Genomic DNA, 16,463 nt, shown 5'->3' with positions numbered 1-16,463 from the left:
GGGTCGGGGCGCAGCCCCGCGGGACCCCGCGCCGGTCCGGGATCTATGCTCGCGGACATGACGCAGAGCACCGACCTCGGCCCCGAGGACCGCAAGATCATTACTCTGGCGCGCAGTGTGCGCGCGCGCAACGGTGTGCCGGAGGGCGCGGCGGTACGGGACGAGACCGGCCGCACGTACGCCGCGGGCACGGTGACGCTGGAGTCGCTGAAACTGAGCGCACTGCAGACCGCGGTGGCGATGGCGGTCGCGAGCGGTGCGACGTCGCTGGAGGCCGCGGCGGTCGTCGGCGACGCGGACGCCGTGGCCGACGCGGACCGTGCGGCGGTCCGCGATCTCGCCGGACCGCAGACGCCGGTGCTGCTCGCGGGCCCCGACGGCGGTCTCAGGGCCACGGTCACCGCGGGCTGAGACGGCTGCGCCCGGCCCGCCGGAGCGGAGCCGGGCCCCGCCGTTGTTCGAGCGGTCCGGCCCGGCCACGCGACGGAGAGGCCCGGTCCAGACCTTCCCGGTGCCGCCGGTTCCCCTTTCCGGCCCGCGCGGACGCGGATCATGGCGCAACAGCAGGCCCAGATCTTGACAGCACCTGATGGGTCATCAGGCGGCGCTGTTCGACAGCATTGACTTCTCGCGACGCCGACCCGTCAATGGGCCCCTGCATCCTCCCGAAGGGGGCCATCACATGGCGTCGGACACCCGAAAACCAACCGCCCGAAGACCAGTTGCCGAAGATCCGCCCGACGGCGCCGCTGGACCGCCGCCCTGGGCGCGGTCGCCCTGATCGCCGGCACCGCGGCGCTCGCCGCACCCGCGAACGCGCTCACCGCGGCTGCCGCCCCGGTGGACTTCCCGACCCACTGCGTGCCGCCGCCCATCGCCGGCATCCCGCCGATCGACGGCACCACGACCGCCGAGATCACCGTCGACAAGGCCGCTCCCAAGGTCGGCGACACGGTCACGGTCACCTACACCGTCACCAAGCCCGCGGCCGGCAATCCCGTCGACCTCGCCCTCCCGGCCGACATCATGACGCCCAGCGGCAAGGTCACGCTCGGCGGCGCCCAGACGGGCAGCGTCACCGTCACGGGGCCCAAGAAGAACCCACCCGTACCCGGCAAGGGAGCGTTCCCGCCGTTCTCGATGACCGGCACCTTCACGGTCACCGCGGCCGGCTCGATCAGCCTTTCGCCCGGTGACTACAACATCCACACCAGCTACATCATGGAGCTGGACACCCCCTGCACCGTGACCGATCCGCCCGCGCCCGTCTCCGAGACGGTCGTCGCGACGGATCAGCCGGGGGCCAACGAGCGCACCGTCCAGCTGGGCACGGCCTCCGGGAACCCGGGGGACGATGTCACGGTCACCGGCGCCGAGTTCACCCCGCTCACCGACATCACCGTCGCCGGACGGTCCGGGGCGGCCGAGACCGCCGACAGAACGACGGTCCGGTCGGACGCGGCCGGCGCGTTCACCGTCACTCTCAAGGTCAGTGACCTGGCCACCACCGGCATCGTCGCGTACGAGGGCGGCGCCTGGAGTGCGGAGAAGGGCGCGGGACCGGCGGCGTACACCGTCGTCGACGACACCCCGCTCCCGGAGAACAGCCAGAAGCTCAGCGCCTCGGTCGCAGCCGGCACGCTGTCCATGTCCCAGGCCGGTGACACCGTCGAACTCTCGGCGGTCGACTTCGGTACGGGCGGGGCCGCGGGCGGCGATCTGCGGACGGTGACGGTCAAGGACTTCCGCGGCGGCCCCGCGGGCTGGTCCCTGACGGGCAAGGTCACCGACTTCACGGGCCCCGGCGGCAGGATCGACGCCGGCAAGCTCGGCTGGACACCGGCCTGTGCCACCAAGCAGGGCAGCCCGAGCACCTGCGCGGCCGGATCCCCCGGACCGGTCGGCAGCGGGGGTGCCACGCTCGCCTCCACGCCCAACGGGGCCGTCACCGGTGGTGAGTTCACCGTCGACGCCCAAGTGTCGCTGAACGTGCCGGCCTTCACCGCACCCGGCACCTACTCCGGCGTGCTGACGCTCACGCTCACCTGAGCCGGCGAAAAGAACGGCGGGCCGGGCGCGCACCCGGTCGGCCCGCCTCGTCCCTGGGGGATGAGCTCATGCGCAAGCAGCTGTACGCCGTTCTGCCGCTGCTCGGCCTGCCCCTGCTGGCCCTGCTGCTGTTCGGCCACGCGCCGACGGCCCGGGCCGCGGACAACGGCAACTGGTCCGTCTATCCCGCCTCGTCGCAACTGGGCGCGCGGCCGTACTTCTACCTCTCCGCCGAACCCGGCGCCACCCTCACCGACCGCGTCACCGTCACCAACAAGAGCGCCGCCCCGCTCACCTTCCGGCTGTACGCGGCCGACGCCTACAACACCGCGCGGGACGGCGGTTTCGCCGTACGCGCGCCGAACGAGAAGCAGCGCGGCGTCGGCGCCTGGACCAGACCCGAACGCGACCGCGTCACCGTCCCCGCCCGCGGTTCGGTCACCGTGCCCTACACCGTCACCGTCCCGGAGACCGCCGAGCCCGGCGACCATCCCGGCGCTCTGGTCGCACTCGACGAGCGGATCAGCCCCTCCACGGGCTCGGTCGCCGTCGGCATCCGTCAGGCCGTCGGCGCCCGCGTCTACCTGCGGGTGAACGGCCCGACCGTGCCCGCCCTGTCCGTCGAGGACGTACGGCTCACCCACGACCAGTCGCTGGTGCCCGGCGCCGGCGAGAGCAACGCCGTGATCTCGTACACCCTGCACAACCGCGGCAACGTCACCCTCAATCCCCGGGTCGCCCTCAAGGCCGAAGGCCTCTTCGGACGCGACCTGCTGAGCCGGAAGCCGACCGGGATCCCCTCCGAACTCCTGCCTCGGCAGAAGATCCGGCTCACCGAACGGTGGGCGGGCGCACCCCGGCTGGAGTGGGGCGAGGTTCGGCTCACGGCCGCCGCGCGGGACGTCCGGGAGTCCGCGGGTGTCACCTTCTTCGCACTTCCGTGGCTCGTCGCCGTGGTGCTCGTCGTGGCCGTCGCGGGCACGGGTCTGTGGGCCGGAGTCAGGCACGCCCGGGCGCGCGTGCCCAGGGGCGCCTGACATCAGGGACAATGGGCGCCATGAGCGTTCCTACCCAGTCCTCCGAGGCCCCCCATCGGGCCGGCTTCGCCTGCTTCGTCGGCCGTCCCAACGCGGGCAAGTCCACTCTGACGAACGCTCTGGTCGGCCAGAAGGTGGCCATCACCTCCAGCCGGCCGCAGACGACCCGGCACACCGTGCGCGGCATCGTGCACCGGCCCGACGCGCAGCTGATCCTGGTGGACACTCCCGGCCTCCATAAGCCGAGGACCCTGCTCGGCGAGCGGCTCAACGACGTCGTCCGCACCACCTGGGCCGAGGTCGACGTCATCGGCTTCTGTCTGCCCGCCGACCAGAAGCTCGGCCCCGGCGACCGGTTCATCGCCAAGGAACTCGCCGGGATCAGGAAGACGCCGAAGGTCGCGATCGTCACCAAGACCGACCTCGTCGACTCCAAGACCCTCGCCGAGCAGCTGATCGCGATCGACCAGCTCGGCAAGGAGCTGGGCATGGAGTGGGCGGAGATCGTCCCCGTCTCGGCGGTCGGCGGCAAGCAGGTCCAGCTGGTGGCCGACCTGCTCACCCCTCTGCTTCCCGAGGGCCCGCCGCTGTACCCCGAGGGCGACCTCACCGACGAGCCCGAGCAGGTCATGGTCGCGGAGCTGATCCGCGAAGCCGCGCTGGAAGGCGTACGGGACGAGCTGCCGCACTCGATCGCGGTGGTGGTCGAGGAGATGCTGCCGCGCGAGGACCGCCCGGCGGACAAGCCGCTGCTGGACATCCACGCCAATGTCTACATCGAGCGCCCGAGCCAGAAGGGCATCATCATCGGCCCGAAGGGCAAGCGCCTGAAGGAAGTCGGCACGAAGTCCCGCAAGCACATCGAGGCGCTGCTGGGTACGCCGGTCTTCCTGGACCTGCATGTCAAGGTCGCGAAGGACTGGCAGCGGGATCCCAAGCAGCTGCGCAAGCTGGGGTTCTGAGCCGGTCAGGCACCTTCCTTGAGCACGCGTGAGATCAGCGTGCGCTGGGCCTCGGACAGACGGGGGTCGGCGCAGTGGACGGTCCGCCGCCCGTCGACGGTGATGCGGTAACTGAAGCCGTCGGCCACCTCGCCGGGGAGGCCGGTCCGGCCGCCGACGAGGGCCTGTTCGGCGAGGTCGTGCCAGGTGGAGGCGTCGGGGCGGCCGGTGGTGTCGACTTCGGCGACCCGCTCGATCCCGGCGAAGCCGCCGGTGCGGTGGACGTGGATACGCATGGGTTCCGTTCTAGCCCCTGCGACCCCGCGCCTCAATCGCCGGCGGGGCTGGATGTGCCCGGCCTCTTGGCGTCACATGGCCCCGTAGGGCGTGCGGGACGGTCGGTTCGGCGGGTGACTTCGAGGCGCGGGCTCGTTGCGGGGCTCTGCCCCGGACCCCGCGCCTCGATCGCCGGCGGGGCTGGATGTGCCCGGCCTCTTGGCGTCACATGGCCCCGTAGGGCGTGCGGGACGGTCGGTTCGGCGGCAGGGATCGATGTGCCCGGCCTCTTGGCTGCACATGGCCGCAGCGCATGCGGGACGGTCCGTCCCGCCGGAGGCGATGAACGTGCCCGGCCCCCTCCGCGACACACGGCCGTAGGGCATGCGGGACAAGGCCAGGGGCCCCGAGGCTGGCCGCATGGGCAAGGCTCAGACCCCCCGCGGGGTCGTCGTCGGCACCCCCACCTGCGACCACGCCTTCAGCAGCGCGTCCACCTCGTCCCCGTCACCGAATCGCGACCTCGCCGCCGACACCGTCGCCCGCGCGAACGACGCGAAGTTCGCGTCCACCGGCAGCGCGCCGCCCGTCAGGGTGTCGAACCAGATCTGGCCCGCCCGTTCCCACGCCTTGCCGCCGAGCTGCGTGGCCAGCAGGCAGAACGCGTGGTTCGGGATGCCGGAGTTGATGTGCACTCCGCCGTTGTCCCGGCCCGTGCGGACGTAACCGTCCATCGTCGCCGGCTGCGGGTCCTTGCCCAGGACGTCGTCGTCGTACGCCGTGCCCGGCTCCTTCATGGAGCGCAGTGCCACGCCCGTGACCCGCGGGGCCAGGAGACCCGCGCCGATCAGCCAGTCCGCCTGGTCCGCGGTCTGGTCGAGCGTGTACTGCTTGACCAGCGAGCCCATCACGTCCGACATCGACTCGTTCAGCGCGCCGGGCTGGCCGAAGTAGCTCAGGTTCGCCGTGTACTGGGTCAGCCCGTGCGCCAGCTCGTGGGCGATCACGTCGACCGGGATCGAGAAGTCGAGGAAGATCTCCCCGTCCCCGTCGCCGAACACCATCTGCTCGCCGTCCCAGAACGCGTTCCCGTAGTTCTCGTCGTAGTGGACGCTCGCGCTCAGCGGCAGTCCGTCGCCGTCGAGGGAGTTGCGCCCGTACGCGGAGAGCAGCAGCTCGAACGTGGCGCCGAGGCCCGCGTAGACGCGGTTCACGGTCGCGTCCCTGCCGGGCTCGTCGCCCTCGCCGCGTACCTTCTCGCCCGGCAGCACCGTGCCGTGGCCGCAGTCGTGGACGGTGCGTTGCGGGCGGCCGGTGGCCGCGCCCGCCGGGGGGACCGCGGTGGCGGCGCCGATGACGGTGGTCAGCCGTCGGCGCGTGCGCTGTGCGGCGTCCGCCTCCAGGGTGCGGCGGGCGGGGCCGGCGAGCGCGGGGTCGTCCGCCCGGGCGAGCTTGTCGAGGACGTGGGGCGGCACGATCGTGCAGAAAACGGGATGGATGTCAGCCATGTCTGGCAATGTGGCACTGAGTTACTCGCTTGTCACTGGTTGCCACCATGATGAGTGAAATGATGTGATCGATGGCCGTTTGGCCGTTATCGATGGGTCGTCCCGCATACTGGGACAGGACCGCCGTCTCCGCCCTGCTCGGCTAGGCTGCCTCTCATCATGCGTTTCGGGCTGCTTCTTCTTAGCTGCCGCGGCGAGGGCCTGTAGTCGTAGGCCGACTCCCTCCCCGCGGGATCTGGTGCTGCTTCGACCCGTCGGCCGTCCTACATCTGGACCCCCGAGGAGCCCCACGCACATGTCTGACACCTCTGTCGGTCGCCCCACGCCCGTCACCAACGCGACCCACACCCAGAAGCCGTCCGGGATGCCGATCCACAAGTACGGCCGTTACGACGCCGTGGACATCCCCGACCGCACCTGGCCGGAGAAGCGGATCACCAAGGCGCCGCGCTGGCTGTCGACCGATCTGCGCGACGGCAACCAGGCCCTGATCGACCCCATGTCGCCCGCCCGCAAGCGCGAGATGTTCGACCTGCTGGTACGCATGGGCTACAAGGAGATCGAGGTCGGTTTCCCCTCCTCCGGCGAGACGGACTTCGCGTTCGTGCGGTCCATCATCGAAGAGGGCGCGATTCCCGAGGATGTGACGATCTCCGTCCTGACGCAGGCGCGCGAGGATCTGATCGAGCGGACCGTGGAGTCCGTGAAGGGCGCCCACCGCGCGACCGTGCACCTGTACAACGCCACCGCCCCCACCTTCCGCCGGGTCGTCTTCCGCGGGTCCAAGGACGACATCAAGCAGATCGCCGTCGACGGCACGCGTCTGGTGATGGAGTACGCCGAGAAGATCCTGGGCCCGGAGACGACCTTCGGCTACCAGTACAGCCCGGAGATCTTCACCGACACCGAGCTGGACTTCGCGCTGGAGGTCTGCGAGGCCGTCTGTGACGTCTGGCAGCCCGAGGCGGGCCGCGAGATCATCCTCAACCTGCCCGCCACGGTGGAGCGTTCGACCCCCTCCACGCACGCGGACCGCTTCGAGTGGATGTCGCGCCACCTGACCCGGCGCGAGCACATCTGCCTGTCCGTGCACCCGCACAACGACCGCGGCACCGCCGTCGCCGCCGCCGAGCTGGCGATCATGGCCGGCGCGGACCGGATCGAGGGCTGTCTGTTCGGGCAGGGCGAGCGCACCGGCAACGTCGACCTGGTGACGCTGGGCATGAACCTCTTCTCGCAGGGTGTCGACCCGCAGATCGACTTCTCGCAGATCGACGAGATCCGTCGGACCAGCGAGTACTGCAACCAGATGGAGATCCACCCGCGCCACCCCTACGCGGGCGACCTGGTCTACACGGCCTTCTCCGGTTCCCACCAGGACGCCATCAAGAAGGGCTTCGACGCGCGGGACGCCGACGCGGCCGCCCAGGGCAGGTCCGTCGACGAGATCGAGTGGGCCGTGCCGTATCTGCCCATCGACCCCAAGGACGTCGGCCGTTCGTACGAGGCGGTCATCAGGGTCAACTCGCAGTCCGGCAAGGGCGGTATCGCCTACGTCCTGAAGAACGACCACAAGCTGGACCTGCCGCGCCGGATGCAGATCGAGTTCTCGAAGATCATCCAGGCGAAGACGGACACCGAGGGCGGCGAGGTCACCCCGAAGGACATCTGGACGGTCTTCCAGGACGAGTACCTGCCCAACCCGGTGGACGGCGCGGCTCGCTGGGGCCGTATCCAGCTGCGGTCCGGTCAGACCACCACCGACACCGACGGGATCGACACCCTGACCGTCGAGGCGGTCGTGGACGGCGTCGAGACCGTGCTGACCGGTTCGGGCAACGGTCCGATCTCCGCGTTCTTCGACGCGCTGAACGCGGTGGGCGTGGACGCCCGGCTGCTGGACTACACCGAGCACACGATGAGCGAGGGCGCGTCCGCGCAGGCCGCCTCGTACATCGAGTGCGCGATCGACGGCAAGGTGCTGTGGGGCATCGGCATCGACGCCAACACCACGCGCGCCTCGCTGAAGGCTGTCGTCTCGGCCGTCAACCGCGCGTCCCGCTGAGCGGGTTCACTTCCACCGCGCCCCCGGCCCTCCCACCACGGACGGCCGGGGGCGCGGTGCGTCCGGTACGCGCCGTCGTGCGCCGTTGTGGAGGGCGGGGAAATCGGCCATGTCCTGGCGTACTGACGCCGGGGTGCTGACGGCACAACATCGGTGTGGCTAACATCACGTCAACGCGGCAATGTTGCCGGACGGTTACGGAGGTGTGAGGTGCGGGCAGACCGTGGGGTATTCGGCCGAAAAGTGATGGTCTGCGGCATTCACACTTCGTGGAACACCGTCGGCGACGGGGAGTTCTTCTGCTCCGGCTGCGGAGGCGACCGCAACTACCGGCGCCGCACGGGCCGTCGGCGGTTCACCCTGCTCGGTGTTCCGCTGCTGTCCCGCGGCTCCGCCGGCCCCGTCGTCGAGTGCGCCGCCTGTCACGGGCACTTCGGCATGGACGCCCTCGACCACCCCACCACCGCCCGTTTCTCCGCGATGCTCCGGGACGCCGTCCACACCGTCGCGCTCGCCGTCCTCGCCTCCGGCGGCACCTCTTCCCGGCCGGTACGCGAGACCGCGGTCGCCACCGTGCGCGCGGCCGGCCTCGACGACTGCACCGAGGACCAGCTCACCGGGCTGATCGAGGCGCTCGCCGCGGACACCGGCCGCTTCGTCACCGACACCGGGCCCTACGGCGCGGCGCTCGCCATCGAGCTGCACGAGGCCCTCGAACCGCTCGCTCCGCACCTGGCCGCCGCCGGGCGGGAGTCCATCCTGCTCCAGGGCGCGCGCATCGCCCTCGCGGACGGGCCCTACACCCCCGCGGAGCGTGAAGTCCTGACGACGGTGGGCGCCGCGCTGCAACTGTGCGCGGACGACACGGCGCGACTGCTCGCCACCGCACGCACCCCGTTCTAGGCCGTGTCCGAACAACCGCGGGACCGCCGAGGCGCTCGGTCATTCACCGCTCACGGCGAAGACGCACGTCAGCCGGCACATGGGTGGGCTCGCCGCCCGTGACCCTGCCCGACTCGTCGTGGCCGACGAGTCGGGACCGGTGGTCCCGGGCGGCGGATGAGCGTCCTAGGCCCCGCTCGCCTTCAGCATCTCGTCGCGCTCGACGATCTTCACGCGCTCGCGGCCCTCGGCCTCGCCCAGCGCCCGCTCGGCCTCGTCCAGCCGGTACCAGCCGTCCCAGGTGGTGTAGCGGACGTCGCGGTCCTCCAGGAACGCCACGACGGCCTCCGGGCCCGGCGCGACGGGCGTGTGCAGCCGGCCGCCCGCGTGGTCGTCCAGGAGGTTGGCGACCGTCTCGTTGGCGTCGCCCTTGGTGTGGCCGATGAGGCCGACCGGGCCGCGCTTGATCCAGCCGGTCACATACGTCGACCGAAGGTGCTCGCCGGCCTCGATCACGCGGCCGCCCTCGTGGGGGACCGTACCGGTGAGGAAGTCGAAGGGCAGCTTGGGCAGTTCCTCGGAGAGGTAGCCGACCGCGCGGTACACCGACTGGATGTCCCATGTGCGCACATTGCCCGTACCGGTGACGTTGCCCGTGCCGTCGAGCTGCGTGCGCTCGGTCCGCAGGCCGACGACCCTGCCGTCCTCTCCGACGACCTCGACGGGCGACTCGAAGAAGTGCAGGAACAGCTTGTGGGGGCGGTCGCCGACATCGCGGATCGCCCAGTTCTCCAGCGTCTTCGCCACCATGTCCGCCTGCTTGTTGGCGCGGCGGGTGGCGATCGAGCCCTCGTCGTAGTCGATGTCCTCGGGGTCGACGATGACCTCGATGTTCGGCGAGTGGTCGAGCTCGCGCAGCTCCATCGGGCTGAACTTGGCCTGCGCGGGACCGCGCCGGCCGAAGACGTGCACTTCGAGGGCCTTGTTGGCGGCGAGCCCGGCGTACACGTTCGGCGGGATCTCCGTCGGCAGGAGCTCGTCCGCGGTCTTCGCCAGGATGCGGGCCACATCCAGGGCCACGTTGCCGACACCGAGGACGGCCACCTTCTCGGCCTCCAGCGGCCACTCGCGCGGCACCTCCGGGTGGCCGTCGTACCAGGAGACGAAGTCGGCCGCGCCGTACGAGCCGTCCAGCTCGATGCCAGGGATGTCCAGCGCCCGGTCCGCCTCGGCGCCCGTGGAGAAGATCACCGCGTCGTAGAACTCGCGCAGATCGTCCAGGCCGATGTCGCTCGGGTAGTCGACGTTGCCGAAGAGGCGTATCTGCGGCTTGTCGAGCACCTGGTGCAGCGCGGTGATGATGCCCTTGATGCGCGGGTGGTCGGGCGCGACGCCGTAGCGGATCAGCCCGAACGGCGCGGGCATCCGCTCGAAGAGGTCGATGGAGACGCCGGGCTCGACCGCGGCCTCGGACTTCAGCAGGGCGTCGGCGGCGTAGATTCCGGCCGGGCCGGCACCGACGATCGCGATCCGCAGAGGGCGGGGCATGGAATGTTCCCTTCGAGCGTGGTCCACAGGGCGGGACAGTGGTGCGGGTCGTGGGATGGCAGGGATGTCTCGCCTGTTCACCCTGGCAACGACGCTGCTGCCGCGGTACCCGTCACATGCCTATGAGCCCATAAGCCTGATCTATGACCTGAAGCCTGGCACGGCCTAGGTAAGGACACCCTAACCGGACGCCCCCACGTCGCATCGACCGGGATCCCGCTGCACGCTGTTACCAGGAACCCCGCCGCACGCCGGAACCGGCCGCGGCGGGACAGGAGCGCCGGGCAGACCGGCCCGGCGAAGGGGCGCGCCCATGAACGCTGCCGCAGGCTCGGCACCCGGTGGCCGGCTGGATGCCGCATTGGAGAGCCCCGTCGTCGGCATGTCCCCCTGGATCATCTTCTCCGTGGTGGTCGGCCCCGGACGCTACGGGCTGGCCGTGGGCCTCGCACTGGCGGTGGCGGTGCTCCTCGTGCTGCTGGGCCGGGTCCTCAGCCGTGGCAGGTCGGTCAAGCTCCTGGAAGTGGCGGACATCGTCTTCTTCGCCGTGCTGGCCGCGATCGGAACCGTGGCCTCCGCGGGCACGCTGACCTGGCTGGAGACGTACGCGGGTGAGCTGTCCAACCTCGCGCTGGTGCTCATCGCGTTCGGCTCGATGGCCGCCGGGATGCCCTTCACCCTCCAGTACGCACGCGAGCGCGTCGGCAAGGAGTACTGGGACTCGCCCGCGTTCCGCCATGCCAACCAGGTGATCACCGGTGTCTGGGGTCTCGCCTTCCTGGTGGCGGCCATCGCGGGCGGCTTCGGCGATCTGGTGCTGCACAACCCGAACAACCTCTGGACGGGCTGGGTCATCCAGATCGCGGCGATCGTCGTGGCGATGAGCTTCACCGAGTGGTACCCGCGGGTCATCCGCAGCCGCCAGTCCGACAGGCACCCGCCGCCGGTCCGCCATCTGCTGACCCCATTGGCCGCCCTGCTCATCCCGATGGGCATTGTCACGCTGGTCTTCGACGCGTCGGCGTCGTGGTTCGGCGTCGGGCTCATCATTCTCGGCGTCGTGCTGGCCCGGGCGATCGGCAAGGACGCCGAGATGACGCGGCTGCGGGCCGGCCACTCACGGGAGAAGCGGCAGGGCCGGCGGCTGCGATGAGTTCCGGCCGCCGCGGCGGTCCATCCTGCAGAGCCGACGACAGGACTGTGAGGGCACCGTCATGGACAAGCAATTCACCGCCACCCTGGAGAAGAGTCCGAGCAAGGGTGGCTGGACCTATCTCGTGTGGCCGGGGTCGGTGGAGTACTTCGGCACCCGGGGCCTGGTCAAGGTCCGCGGCACGATCGACGGGCACCCCTTCCGCAGCTCCTTCATGGCGCTGGGGAACGGCACGCACAAGCTGCCGGTGAAGGCGGAGGTACGAAAGGCGATCGGCAAGGAGGCGGGGGACTCGGTCACGGTGCGCCTCGAAGAGCGCCTGGAGGCGTGAGCCGGCGCTCTCCGCGGCGGGCGGTGTGCCTGCTCAGTGCAGGATCTTCTCCTTCGCCCGGTTGAACTCCGCGTCCGAGATGTCGCCGCGGGCGCGGATCTCGGACAGCTTCGCGAGCTGCTCCACCTCGCTCGGGCCACCGGCGGTGCTGCGGATGTAGTCGTCGACGGCCTTCTTCTGCTCCTCGGCGTACTTCTGCTCACGCCGGCCCATGCCGCGGCCGCGGGCGACGACGTAGACGAAGACCCCGAGGAAGGGGAGCAGGATGACCAAGAGGAGCCAGACGGTTTTCATCCCGCCGCTGAGGGTGTCGTCCCGGAAGATGTCGCCGATGATCCGGAAGAGCAAGAAGAACCAGAGTACCCACAGGGAGATCCACAGGACCGTCCACATGGCTCCCAGCAGGGGGTAGTCGTAAGCGAGTTGCATGTCACTGCCCTTCGTGATGGATCAGCGCCGGATGGGCGTTGCTCGGGGGTGAAGGGGTGGGGGTGAAGGGGTGGGGGTGAAGGGGTGGGGGTGAAGGGGTGTCGGCCGGCTCCGGGGCGGCAGGCGGGCCCTGGAACGGGCGGGCGCTGCGGCGGGGGAGCCGGCTGATTCCCACTGTACGAGCGTTCTCCCCGGCGCGCCCCGCGCCGACCCGGCGGCCCCCGGGGCCCGGTACCCCACGGGTTCGGCCCTGCGGGCCGCGGAGAGGACGGCGTACGGGAGAATGGAGCGCATGAGCCTGTTCCGTGACGACGGTGTCGTGCTGCGCACCCAGAAGTGGGGCGAGGCGCGGTGAGTCTGTTCCGTGACGACGGTGTCGTGCTGCGCACCCAGAAGCTGGGCGAAGCCGACCGCATCATCACGTTGCTCACGCGGGGGCACGGGCGCGTGCGGGCCGTCGCCCGCGGGGTTCGGCGGACCAAGTCGAAGTTCGGCGCGCGGCTCGAACCCTTCTCGCACGTCGACGTGCAGTTCTTCGCCCGCGGCAGCGAACTCGTCGGGCGCGGGCTGCCGCTGTGCACCCAGAGCGAGACCATCGCCCCCTACGGCGGCGGCATCGTCTCCGACTACGCCCGCTACACCGCGGGCACCGCCATGCTGGAGACCGCCGAGCGGTTCACCGATCACGAGGGCGAGCCGGCCGTCCAGCAGTACCTGCTCCTCGTCGGCGGATTGCGCACCCTCGCCCGCGGCGAGCACGCCCCCCACCTCATCCTCGACGCCTTCCTGCTGCGCTCCCTCGCCGTCAACGGCTACGCGCCCAGCTTCGACGACTGCGCGAAGTGCGGCCTCCACGGGCCGAACCGCTTCTTCTCCGTGGCCGCGGGCGGCGTCATATGCGGCGACTGCCGGGTGCCCGGCAGCGTCGTACCCTCTGCGGAGGCCATCGCACTGCTCAGCGCGCTGCTGACCGGCGACTGGCCCACGGCGGACGCGTGCGAGGCGCGCCACGTCAGGGAGGGCAGCGGACTGGTGTCCGCCTACCTGCACTGGCACCTGGAGCGCGGACTGCGCTCCCTCCGGTACGTCGAGAAGTAGCAGAAAATAGGAGATGTGAGCCGCATGGCACGACGCGGAATCCTGGGCCGGTCCCGCCGCGAGTACAAGGTCCCCGAGCCGCACCCCTCCGGCGCCCGCCCGCCGAAGATCCCGGGCGAGCTGGTGCCGGCCCATGTGGCCTGTGTGATGGACGGCAACGGCCGCTGGGCCAAGGAGCGCGGCCTGCCCCGCACCGAGGGCCACAAGGTCGGCGAGGCCGTCGTGCTGGACGTGCTCAAGGGCTGCCTGGAGATGGGGGTGAAGAACCTGTCCTTGTACGCCTTCTCCACCGAGAACTGGAAGCGCTCGCCCGACGAGGTGCGCTTCCTCATGAACTTCAACCGTGACGTCATCCGCCGCCGCCGTGACGAGATGGACGAACTCGGCATCCGTATCCGCTGGGTCGGCCGGATGCCGAAGATGTGGAAGTCGGTCGTCCAGGAGCTCCAGATCGCCCAGGAGCAGACCAAGGACAACGACGCGATGACGCTGTACTTCTGCGTGAACTACGGCGGCCGGGCCGAGCTCGCGGACGCCGCGCAGGGCATCGCGCGCGATGTGGCGGCGGGCAAGCTGGACCCGTCGAAGGTGAACGAGAAGACGTTCCAGAAGTACCTGTACTACCCGGACATGCCGGACGTCGACCTGTTCCTGCGGCCGAGCGGCGAGCAGCGCACCTCGAACTACCTGATCTGGCAGAGCAGTTACGCCGAGATGGTCTTCCAGGACGTGCTGTGGCCCGACTTCGACCGGCGTGACCTGTGGCGTGCCTGCCTGGAGTACGCCCAGCGGGACCGCCGCTTCGGCGGTGCCATCCCGAACGAGGAGCTGGAAGCGATGCGCGGCCGCCCCGAGGGCACGACCGCTTGACCGGCCCGGGTCGCCGTCCCGCTACGACCGCCTGACCGGTGCCGAGCGCCGGACGACCGCTGACGGCCCGTTCCGGGGGCACGGGCCCCCGGAACCGGCCGCGCGGTCACGCCACGGGCGCCGCAGCGCACTCCGCGCAGGTGCCGAAGATCTCGACGGTGTGCGCCACGTTCACATAGCCGTGCTGCGCGGCGATCGTCTCGGCCCACTGCTCGACCGCGGGCCCCTCGACCTCCACCGCCTTGCCGCACACCCGGCACACCAGGTGATGGTGGTGGTCGTCCGTCGAGCAGCGCCGGTAGACCGACTCGCCGTCGCTGGTGCGCAGGACATCCACCTCGCCGGCGTCCGCCAGCGACTGAAGGGTCCGGTAGACCGTGGTCAGACCGACCGAATCGCCGCGGTGCTTGAGCATGTCGTGAAGCTCCTGCGCACTGCGGAACTCGTCCACCTCGTCGAGCGCCGCCGCCACCGCGGCACGCTGCCGGGTCGACCGGCCTCGCACTGGGGCGGGGTTCCCGCCGGTTGGCGCCGTCACCACAGGTGCCTCCTCGCTTCGCCCGCACATGCTGTCGGGCCCAATTCTGCCAGGCCCGCGGTCAGACCTTGACGTCGTCGCCCGGACGGCGGCTGCCGGGCAGGTCCGCGGTGCACTCCGCCGAGGCCGCCTCGACCGCCCGGGCACGCCGTCTGGCCAGCGGCGTTGCCAGCACGGTCAGCGTGATGAAGACCGCGATGGCGAGCAGGACGATCGTCGCTCCCGGCGGGACGTCCTGGTAGTACGACGTGGTCGTCCCGGCCAGGGCGACCGCGACACCGATCCCGACCGCGAGGGCGAATGTCGCCCGGAACGAGCGCGAGATCTGCTGCGCCGCCGCCACCGGCACCACCATCAGCGCGCTGACCAGCAGAAGGCCCACCACGCGCATCGCCACCGAGACCGTCACCGCCGCGGTGACCGCGATCAGCAGGTTCAGCGCCCGTACCGGCAGCCCCGTCACCCGGGCGAACTCCTCGTCCTGGCTGACCGCGAACAACTGGCGCCGCAGGCCCAGGGAGACGAGCACCACGAACGCGGCGAGCACACAGATCGCCGTGAGGTCCTGGTCGGACACCGTGGACAGCGAGCCGAAGAGGAACGAGCTCAGATTGGCCGTCGAGCCGGTGTCCGAGACGTTGATCAGCAGGACGCCGCCCGCCATGCCGCCGTAGAAGAGCATCGCCAGCGCGATGTCGCCGCGGGTGCGTCCGTACGCCCGGATCAGCTCCATCGCGATCGCGCCGGCCACGGAGACGACCGTCGCCATCCACACCGGGTTGGTGGACAGCAGGAAGCCGAGGCCGACGCCGGTCATCGCCACATGGCCGATGCCGTCGCCCAGCAGCGCCTGCCGGCGCTGCACCAGATAGATGCCGACGGCGGGCGCGGTGATGCCGACCAGCAGGGCCGCGAGGAGCGCGCGCTGCATGAAGGCGGTCTCGAGGATTTCCATGATCAGGTCAGCAGTCCCGTGCGGAGCGGCTCGTCGGCCGCGTGCGGATGTACGTGGTCGTGGCCGGGCAGTGCGTGCTGGCCCACGGCCTGGGGCGGCGGTCCGTCGTGGACGACGCAGCCGTCCCGCAGCACCACCGCCCGGTCGATGAGCGGCTCCAGCGCGCCCAGCTCGTGCAGGACGAGCAGCACGGTCGTCCCCGCGGCCACCTGCTCGCGCAGCGTCCCGGCGAGGATCTCCTGGCTGACCAGGTCCACGCCCGCCATCGGCTCGTCCATGATCAGCAGTTCGGGTTCGCCGGCGAGGGCGCGGGCGATCAGGACCCGCTGGTGCTGCCCGCCGGACAGGGCGTTCACCGAGTCCCTGGACCGGTCGGTCAGGCCGACCAGTTCGATGGCGCGGTCCACGGCCGCGCGGTCGGCCCGCGAGAGCAGACCGAGACGCGCACGGGAGAGCCGTCCCGAGGAGACGACCTCGCGCACGGTCGCGGGCACACCGCTCGCAGCCGTGGTGCGCTGCGGCACATAACCGATGCGCGACCACTGGCGGAAGCGGCGCAGCTCGGTGCCGAACAGGGTGATCGTGCCGCTCGTGAGCGGTACCTGGCCGATCACGCTGCGTACGGCGGTCGACTTGCCCGAGCCGTTCGCGCCGAGCAGCGCGACGACCTCACCGCGTTTCACGGTGAGGTCGACGCCGCGCAGCACGGGGCGTGAGCCGAGCGAGGCCTGGGCCCCGCGGAGGGATATGACGGGCTCGCTCACGGGGCCTCCGATACGGATG

At 70.8% G+C, this 16,463-nt stretch carries 17 protein-coding genes and 1 pseudogene; 11 read left to right on the top strand and 7 right to left on the bottom strand.

Annotation, left to right across the window (positions count from 1 at the left end; all coding sequences use genetic code 11):
• Window positions 1-57: 57 nt before the first annotated feature.
• The 4 genes from ABTX78_RS11860 (at window position 58) to era (ending at window position 4,048) form a co-directional block, all read left to right on the top strand.
• Window positions 58-411: a cytidine deaminase-like protein gene (locus ABTX78_RS11860; protein ID WP_352206654.1), complete on the top strand. Its 354-nt coding sequence runs from the start codon at window positions 58-60 to the stop codon at window positions 409-411.
• A gap of 351 nt (window positions 412-762) precedes the next feature.
• Window positions 763-2,049, top strand: coding sequence for a beta-xylosidase (locus tag ABTX78_RS11855; RefSeq protein ID WP_502993859.1), 1,287 nt, complete (start codon window positions 763-765; stop codon window positions 2,047-2,049).
• Between the two features lie 68 nt (window positions 2,050-2,117).
• Entirely contained in the window at window positions 2,118-3,086 is a 969-nt protein-coding gene (locus tag ABTX78_RS11850; RefSeq protein WP_352206653.1) for a WxL protein peptidoglycan domain-containing protein, read from the top strand.
• A gap of 11 nt (window positions 3,087-3,097) precedes the next feature.
• Window positions 3,098-4,048 (top strand): GTPase Era, encoded by a 951-nt coding sequence (gene era, locus ABTX78_RS11845; RefSeq protein ID WP_313946403.1) that lies wholly within the window; start codon window positions 3,098-3,100, stop codon window positions 4,046-4,048.
• Between the two features lie 5 nt (window positions 4,049-4,053).
• On the opposite strand, the gene ABTX78_RS11840 is transcribed toward era, so the two are convergent.
• Both ABTX78_RS11840 and ABTX78_RS11835 read right to left on the bottom strand, forming a co-directional pair.
• Window positions 4,054-4,323, bottom strand: a complete 270-nt coding sequence (locus ABTX78_RS11840; protein WP_352206652.1) for a protealysin inhibitor emfourin — start codon at window positions 4,321-4,323, stop codon at window positions 4,054-4,056.
• A 411-nt stretch (window positions 4,324-4,734) separates the two neighbouring features.
• Complete coding sequence (locus ABTX78_RS11835; RefSeq protein WP_352206651.1) at window positions 4,735-5,811, bottom strand: M4 family metallopeptidase; 1,077 nt, start codon at window positions 5,809-5,811, stop codon at window positions 4,735-4,737.
• 295 nt (window positions 5,812-6,106) lie between these two features.
• Between ABTX78_RS11835 and leuA the strand changes: the two genes are divergently transcribed.
• From leuA to ABTX78_RS11820, 3 genes and pseudogenes are all read left to right on the top strand, one after another.
• Window positions 6,107-7,876 carry a 2-isopropylmalate synthase gene (gene leuA / locus ABTX78_RS11830; protein ID WP_352206650.1) on the top strand — a complete coding sequence of 590 codons (1,770 nt, stop codon included), beginning with the start codon at window positions 6,107-6,109 and terminating at the stop codon, window positions 7,874-7,876.
• Between the two features lie 246 nt (window positions 7,877-8,122).
• Window positions 8,123-8,779, top strand: a complete 657-nt coding sequence (locus tag ABTX78_RS11825) for a tellurite resistance TerB family protein (protein WP_352206842.1) — start codon at window positions 8,123-8,125, stop codon at window positions 8,777-8,779.
• A 10-nt stretch (window positions 8,780-8,789) separates the two neighbouring features.
• A pseudogene (locus ABTX78_RS11820) lies at window positions 8,790-8,939 on the top strand (DNA-binding response regulator); the annotation flags it as partial.
• Between the two features lie 5 nt (window positions 8,940-8,944).
• Here ABTX78_RS11820 and ABTX78_RS11815 read toward each other — a convergent pair.
• On the bottom strand, window positions 8,945-10,306 hold the full coding sequence (locus ABTX78_RS11815; protein WP_352206649.1) for an FAD-dependent oxidoreductase: 1,362 nt from the start codon (window positions 10,304-10,306) through the stop codon (window positions 8,945-8,947).
• Window positions 10,307-10,619: 313 nt separating this feature from the next.
• Between ABTX78_RS11815 and ABTX78_RS11810 the strand changes: the two genes are divergently transcribed.
• The gene (locus ABTX78_RS11810; protein ID WP_352206648.1) at window positions 10,620-11,459 is read left to right on the top strand and encodes a hypothetical protein; all 840 of its coding nucleotides are present in this window, start codon (window positions 10,620-10,622) and stop codon (window positions 11,457-11,459) included.
• Between the two features lie 61 nt (window positions 11,460-11,520).
• Window positions 11,521-11,790 (top strand): DUF1905 domain-containing protein, encoded by a 270-nt coding sequence (locus ABTX78_RS11805; protein ID WP_352206647.1) that lies wholly within the window; start codon window positions 11,521-11,523, stop codon window positions 11,788-11,790.
• Between the two features lie 33 nt (window positions 11,791-11,823).
• Here ABTX78_RS11805 and ABTX78_RS11800 read toward each other — a convergent pair whose 3' ends face one another.
• Window positions 11,824-12,219, bottom strand: coding sequence for an SHOCT domain-containing protein (locus tag ABTX78_RS11800; protein ID WP_352206646.1), 396 nt, complete (start codon window positions 12,217-12,219; stop codon window positions 11,824-11,826).
• 351 nt (window positions 12,220-12,570) lie between these two features.
• Here ABTX78_RS11800 and recO point away from each other — a divergent pair, with 351 nt between their 5' ends.
• Both recO and ABTX78_RS11790 read left to right on the top strand, forming a co-directional pair.
• Entirely contained in the window at window positions 12,571-13,317 is a 747-nt protein-coding gene (recO, locus tag ABTX78_RS11795) for a DNA repair protein RecO (RefSeq protein WP_313946414.1), read from the top strand.
• A 24-nt stretch (window positions 13,318-13,341) separates the two neighbouring features.
• Window positions 13,342-14,187, top strand: a complete 846-nt coding sequence (locus ABTX78_RS11790) for an isoprenyl transferase (protein WP_352206645.1) — start codon at window positions 13,342-13,344, stop codon at window positions 14,185-14,187.
• 106 nt (window positions 14,188-14,293) lie between these two features.
• Here the strand turns inward: ABTX78_RS11790 and ABTX78_RS11785 are convergent, their stop codons facing one another.
• Genes ABTX78_RS11785 through ABTX78_RS11775 form a run of 3 tightly spaced genes read right to left on the bottom strand, consistent with a single transcriptional unit; the run spans window position 14,294 to window position 16,462 of the window.
• The gene (locus tag ABTX78_RS11785; RefSeq protein WP_352206644.1) at window positions 14,294-14,728 is read right to left on the bottom strand and encodes a Fur family transcriptional regulator; all 435 of its coding nucleotides are present in this window, start codon (window positions 14,726-14,728) and stop codon (window positions 14,294-14,296) included.
• A 58-nt stretch (window positions 14,729-14,786) separates the two neighbouring features.
• Window positions 14,787-15,680, bottom strand: a complete 894-nt coding sequence (locus ABTX78_RS11780; protein ID WP_352206643.1) for a metal ABC transporter permease — start codon at window positions 15,678-15,680, stop codon at window positions 14,787-14,789.
• A gap of 2 nt (window positions 15,681-15,682) precedes the next feature.
• The gene (locus ABTX78_RS11775) at window positions 15,683-16,462 is read right to left on the bottom strand and encodes a metal ABC transporter ATP-binding protein (RefSeq protein WP_502993858.1); all 780 of its coding nucleotides are present in this window, start codon (window positions 16,460-16,462) and stop codon (window positions 15,683-15,685) included.
• Between the last annotated feature and the right edge of the window lies 1 nt (window position 16,463).

Source organism: Streptomyces sp. NPDC096193 (genome assembly GCF_040302905.1).
In the GTDB taxonomy this organism is placed as follows: Bacteria; Actinomycetota; Actinomycetes; order Streptomycetales; family Streptomycetaceae; genus Streptomyces.
The sequence above is the reverse complement of the archived record's forward strand: the minus strand, read 5'-3'. Positions and strand labels throughout refer to the sequence as shown.

What these genes read in the sequence shown, in the direction of transcription:
- ABTX78_RS11860 (WP_352206654.1), top strand. Translation starts at nt 58, where the DNA reads ATGACGCAGAGCACCGACCTCGGCCCCGAGGACCGCAAGATCATTACT.
- ABTX78_RS11850 (WP_352206653.1), top strand. Translation starts at nt 2,118, where the DNA reads ATGCGCAAGCAGCTGTACGCCGTTCTGCCGCTGCTCGGCCTGCCCCTG.
- era (WP_313946403.1), top strand. Translation starts at nt 3,098, where the DNA reads ATGGGCGCCATGAGCGTTCCTACCCAGTCCTCCGAGGCCCCCCATCGG.
- ABTX78_RS11840 (WP_352206652.1), bottom strand. Translation starts at nt 4,323, where the DNA reads ATGCGTATCCACGTCCACCGCACCGGCGGCTTCGCCGGGATCGAGCGG.
- ABTX78_RS11835 (WP_352206651.1), bottom strand. Translation starts at nt 5,811, where the DNA reads ATGGCTGACATCCATCCCGTTTTCTGCACGATCGTGCCGCCCCACGTC.
- leuA (WP_352206650.1), top strand. Translation starts at nt 6,107, where the DNA reads ATGTCTGACACCTCTGTCGGTCGCCCCACGCCCGTCACCAACGCGACC.
- ABTX78_RS11825 (WP_352206842.1), top strand. Translation starts at nt 8,123, where the DNA reads ATGGTCTGCGGCATTCACACTTCGTGGAACACCGTCGGCGACGGGGAG.
- ABTX78_RS11815 (WP_352206649.1), bottom strand. Translation starts at nt 10,306, where the DNA reads ATGCCCCGCCCTCTGCGGATCGCGATCGTCGGTGCCGGCCCGGCCGGA.
- ABTX78_RS11810 (WP_352206648.1), top strand. Translation starts at nt 10,620, where the DNA reads ATGAACGCTGCCGCAGGCTCGGCACCCGGTGGCCGGCTGGATGCCGCA.
- ABTX78_RS11805 (WP_352206647.1), top strand. Translation starts at nt 11,521, where the DNA reads ATGGACAAGCAATTCACCGCCACCCTGGAGAAGAGTCCGAGCAAGGGT.
- ABTX78_RS11800 (WP_352206646.1), bottom strand. Translation starts at nt 12,219, where the DNA reads ATGCAACTCGCTTACGACTACCCCCTGCTGGGAGCCATGTGGACGGTC.
- ABTX78_RS11790 (WP_352206645.1), top strand. Translation starts at nt 13,342, where the DNA reads ATGGCACGACGCGGAATCCTGGGCCGGTCCCGCCGCGAGTACAAGGTC.
- ABTX78_RS11780 (WP_352206643.1), bottom strand. Translation starts at nt 15,680, where the DNA reads ATGGAAATCCTCGAGACCGCCTTCATGCAGCGCGCGCTCCTCGCGGCC.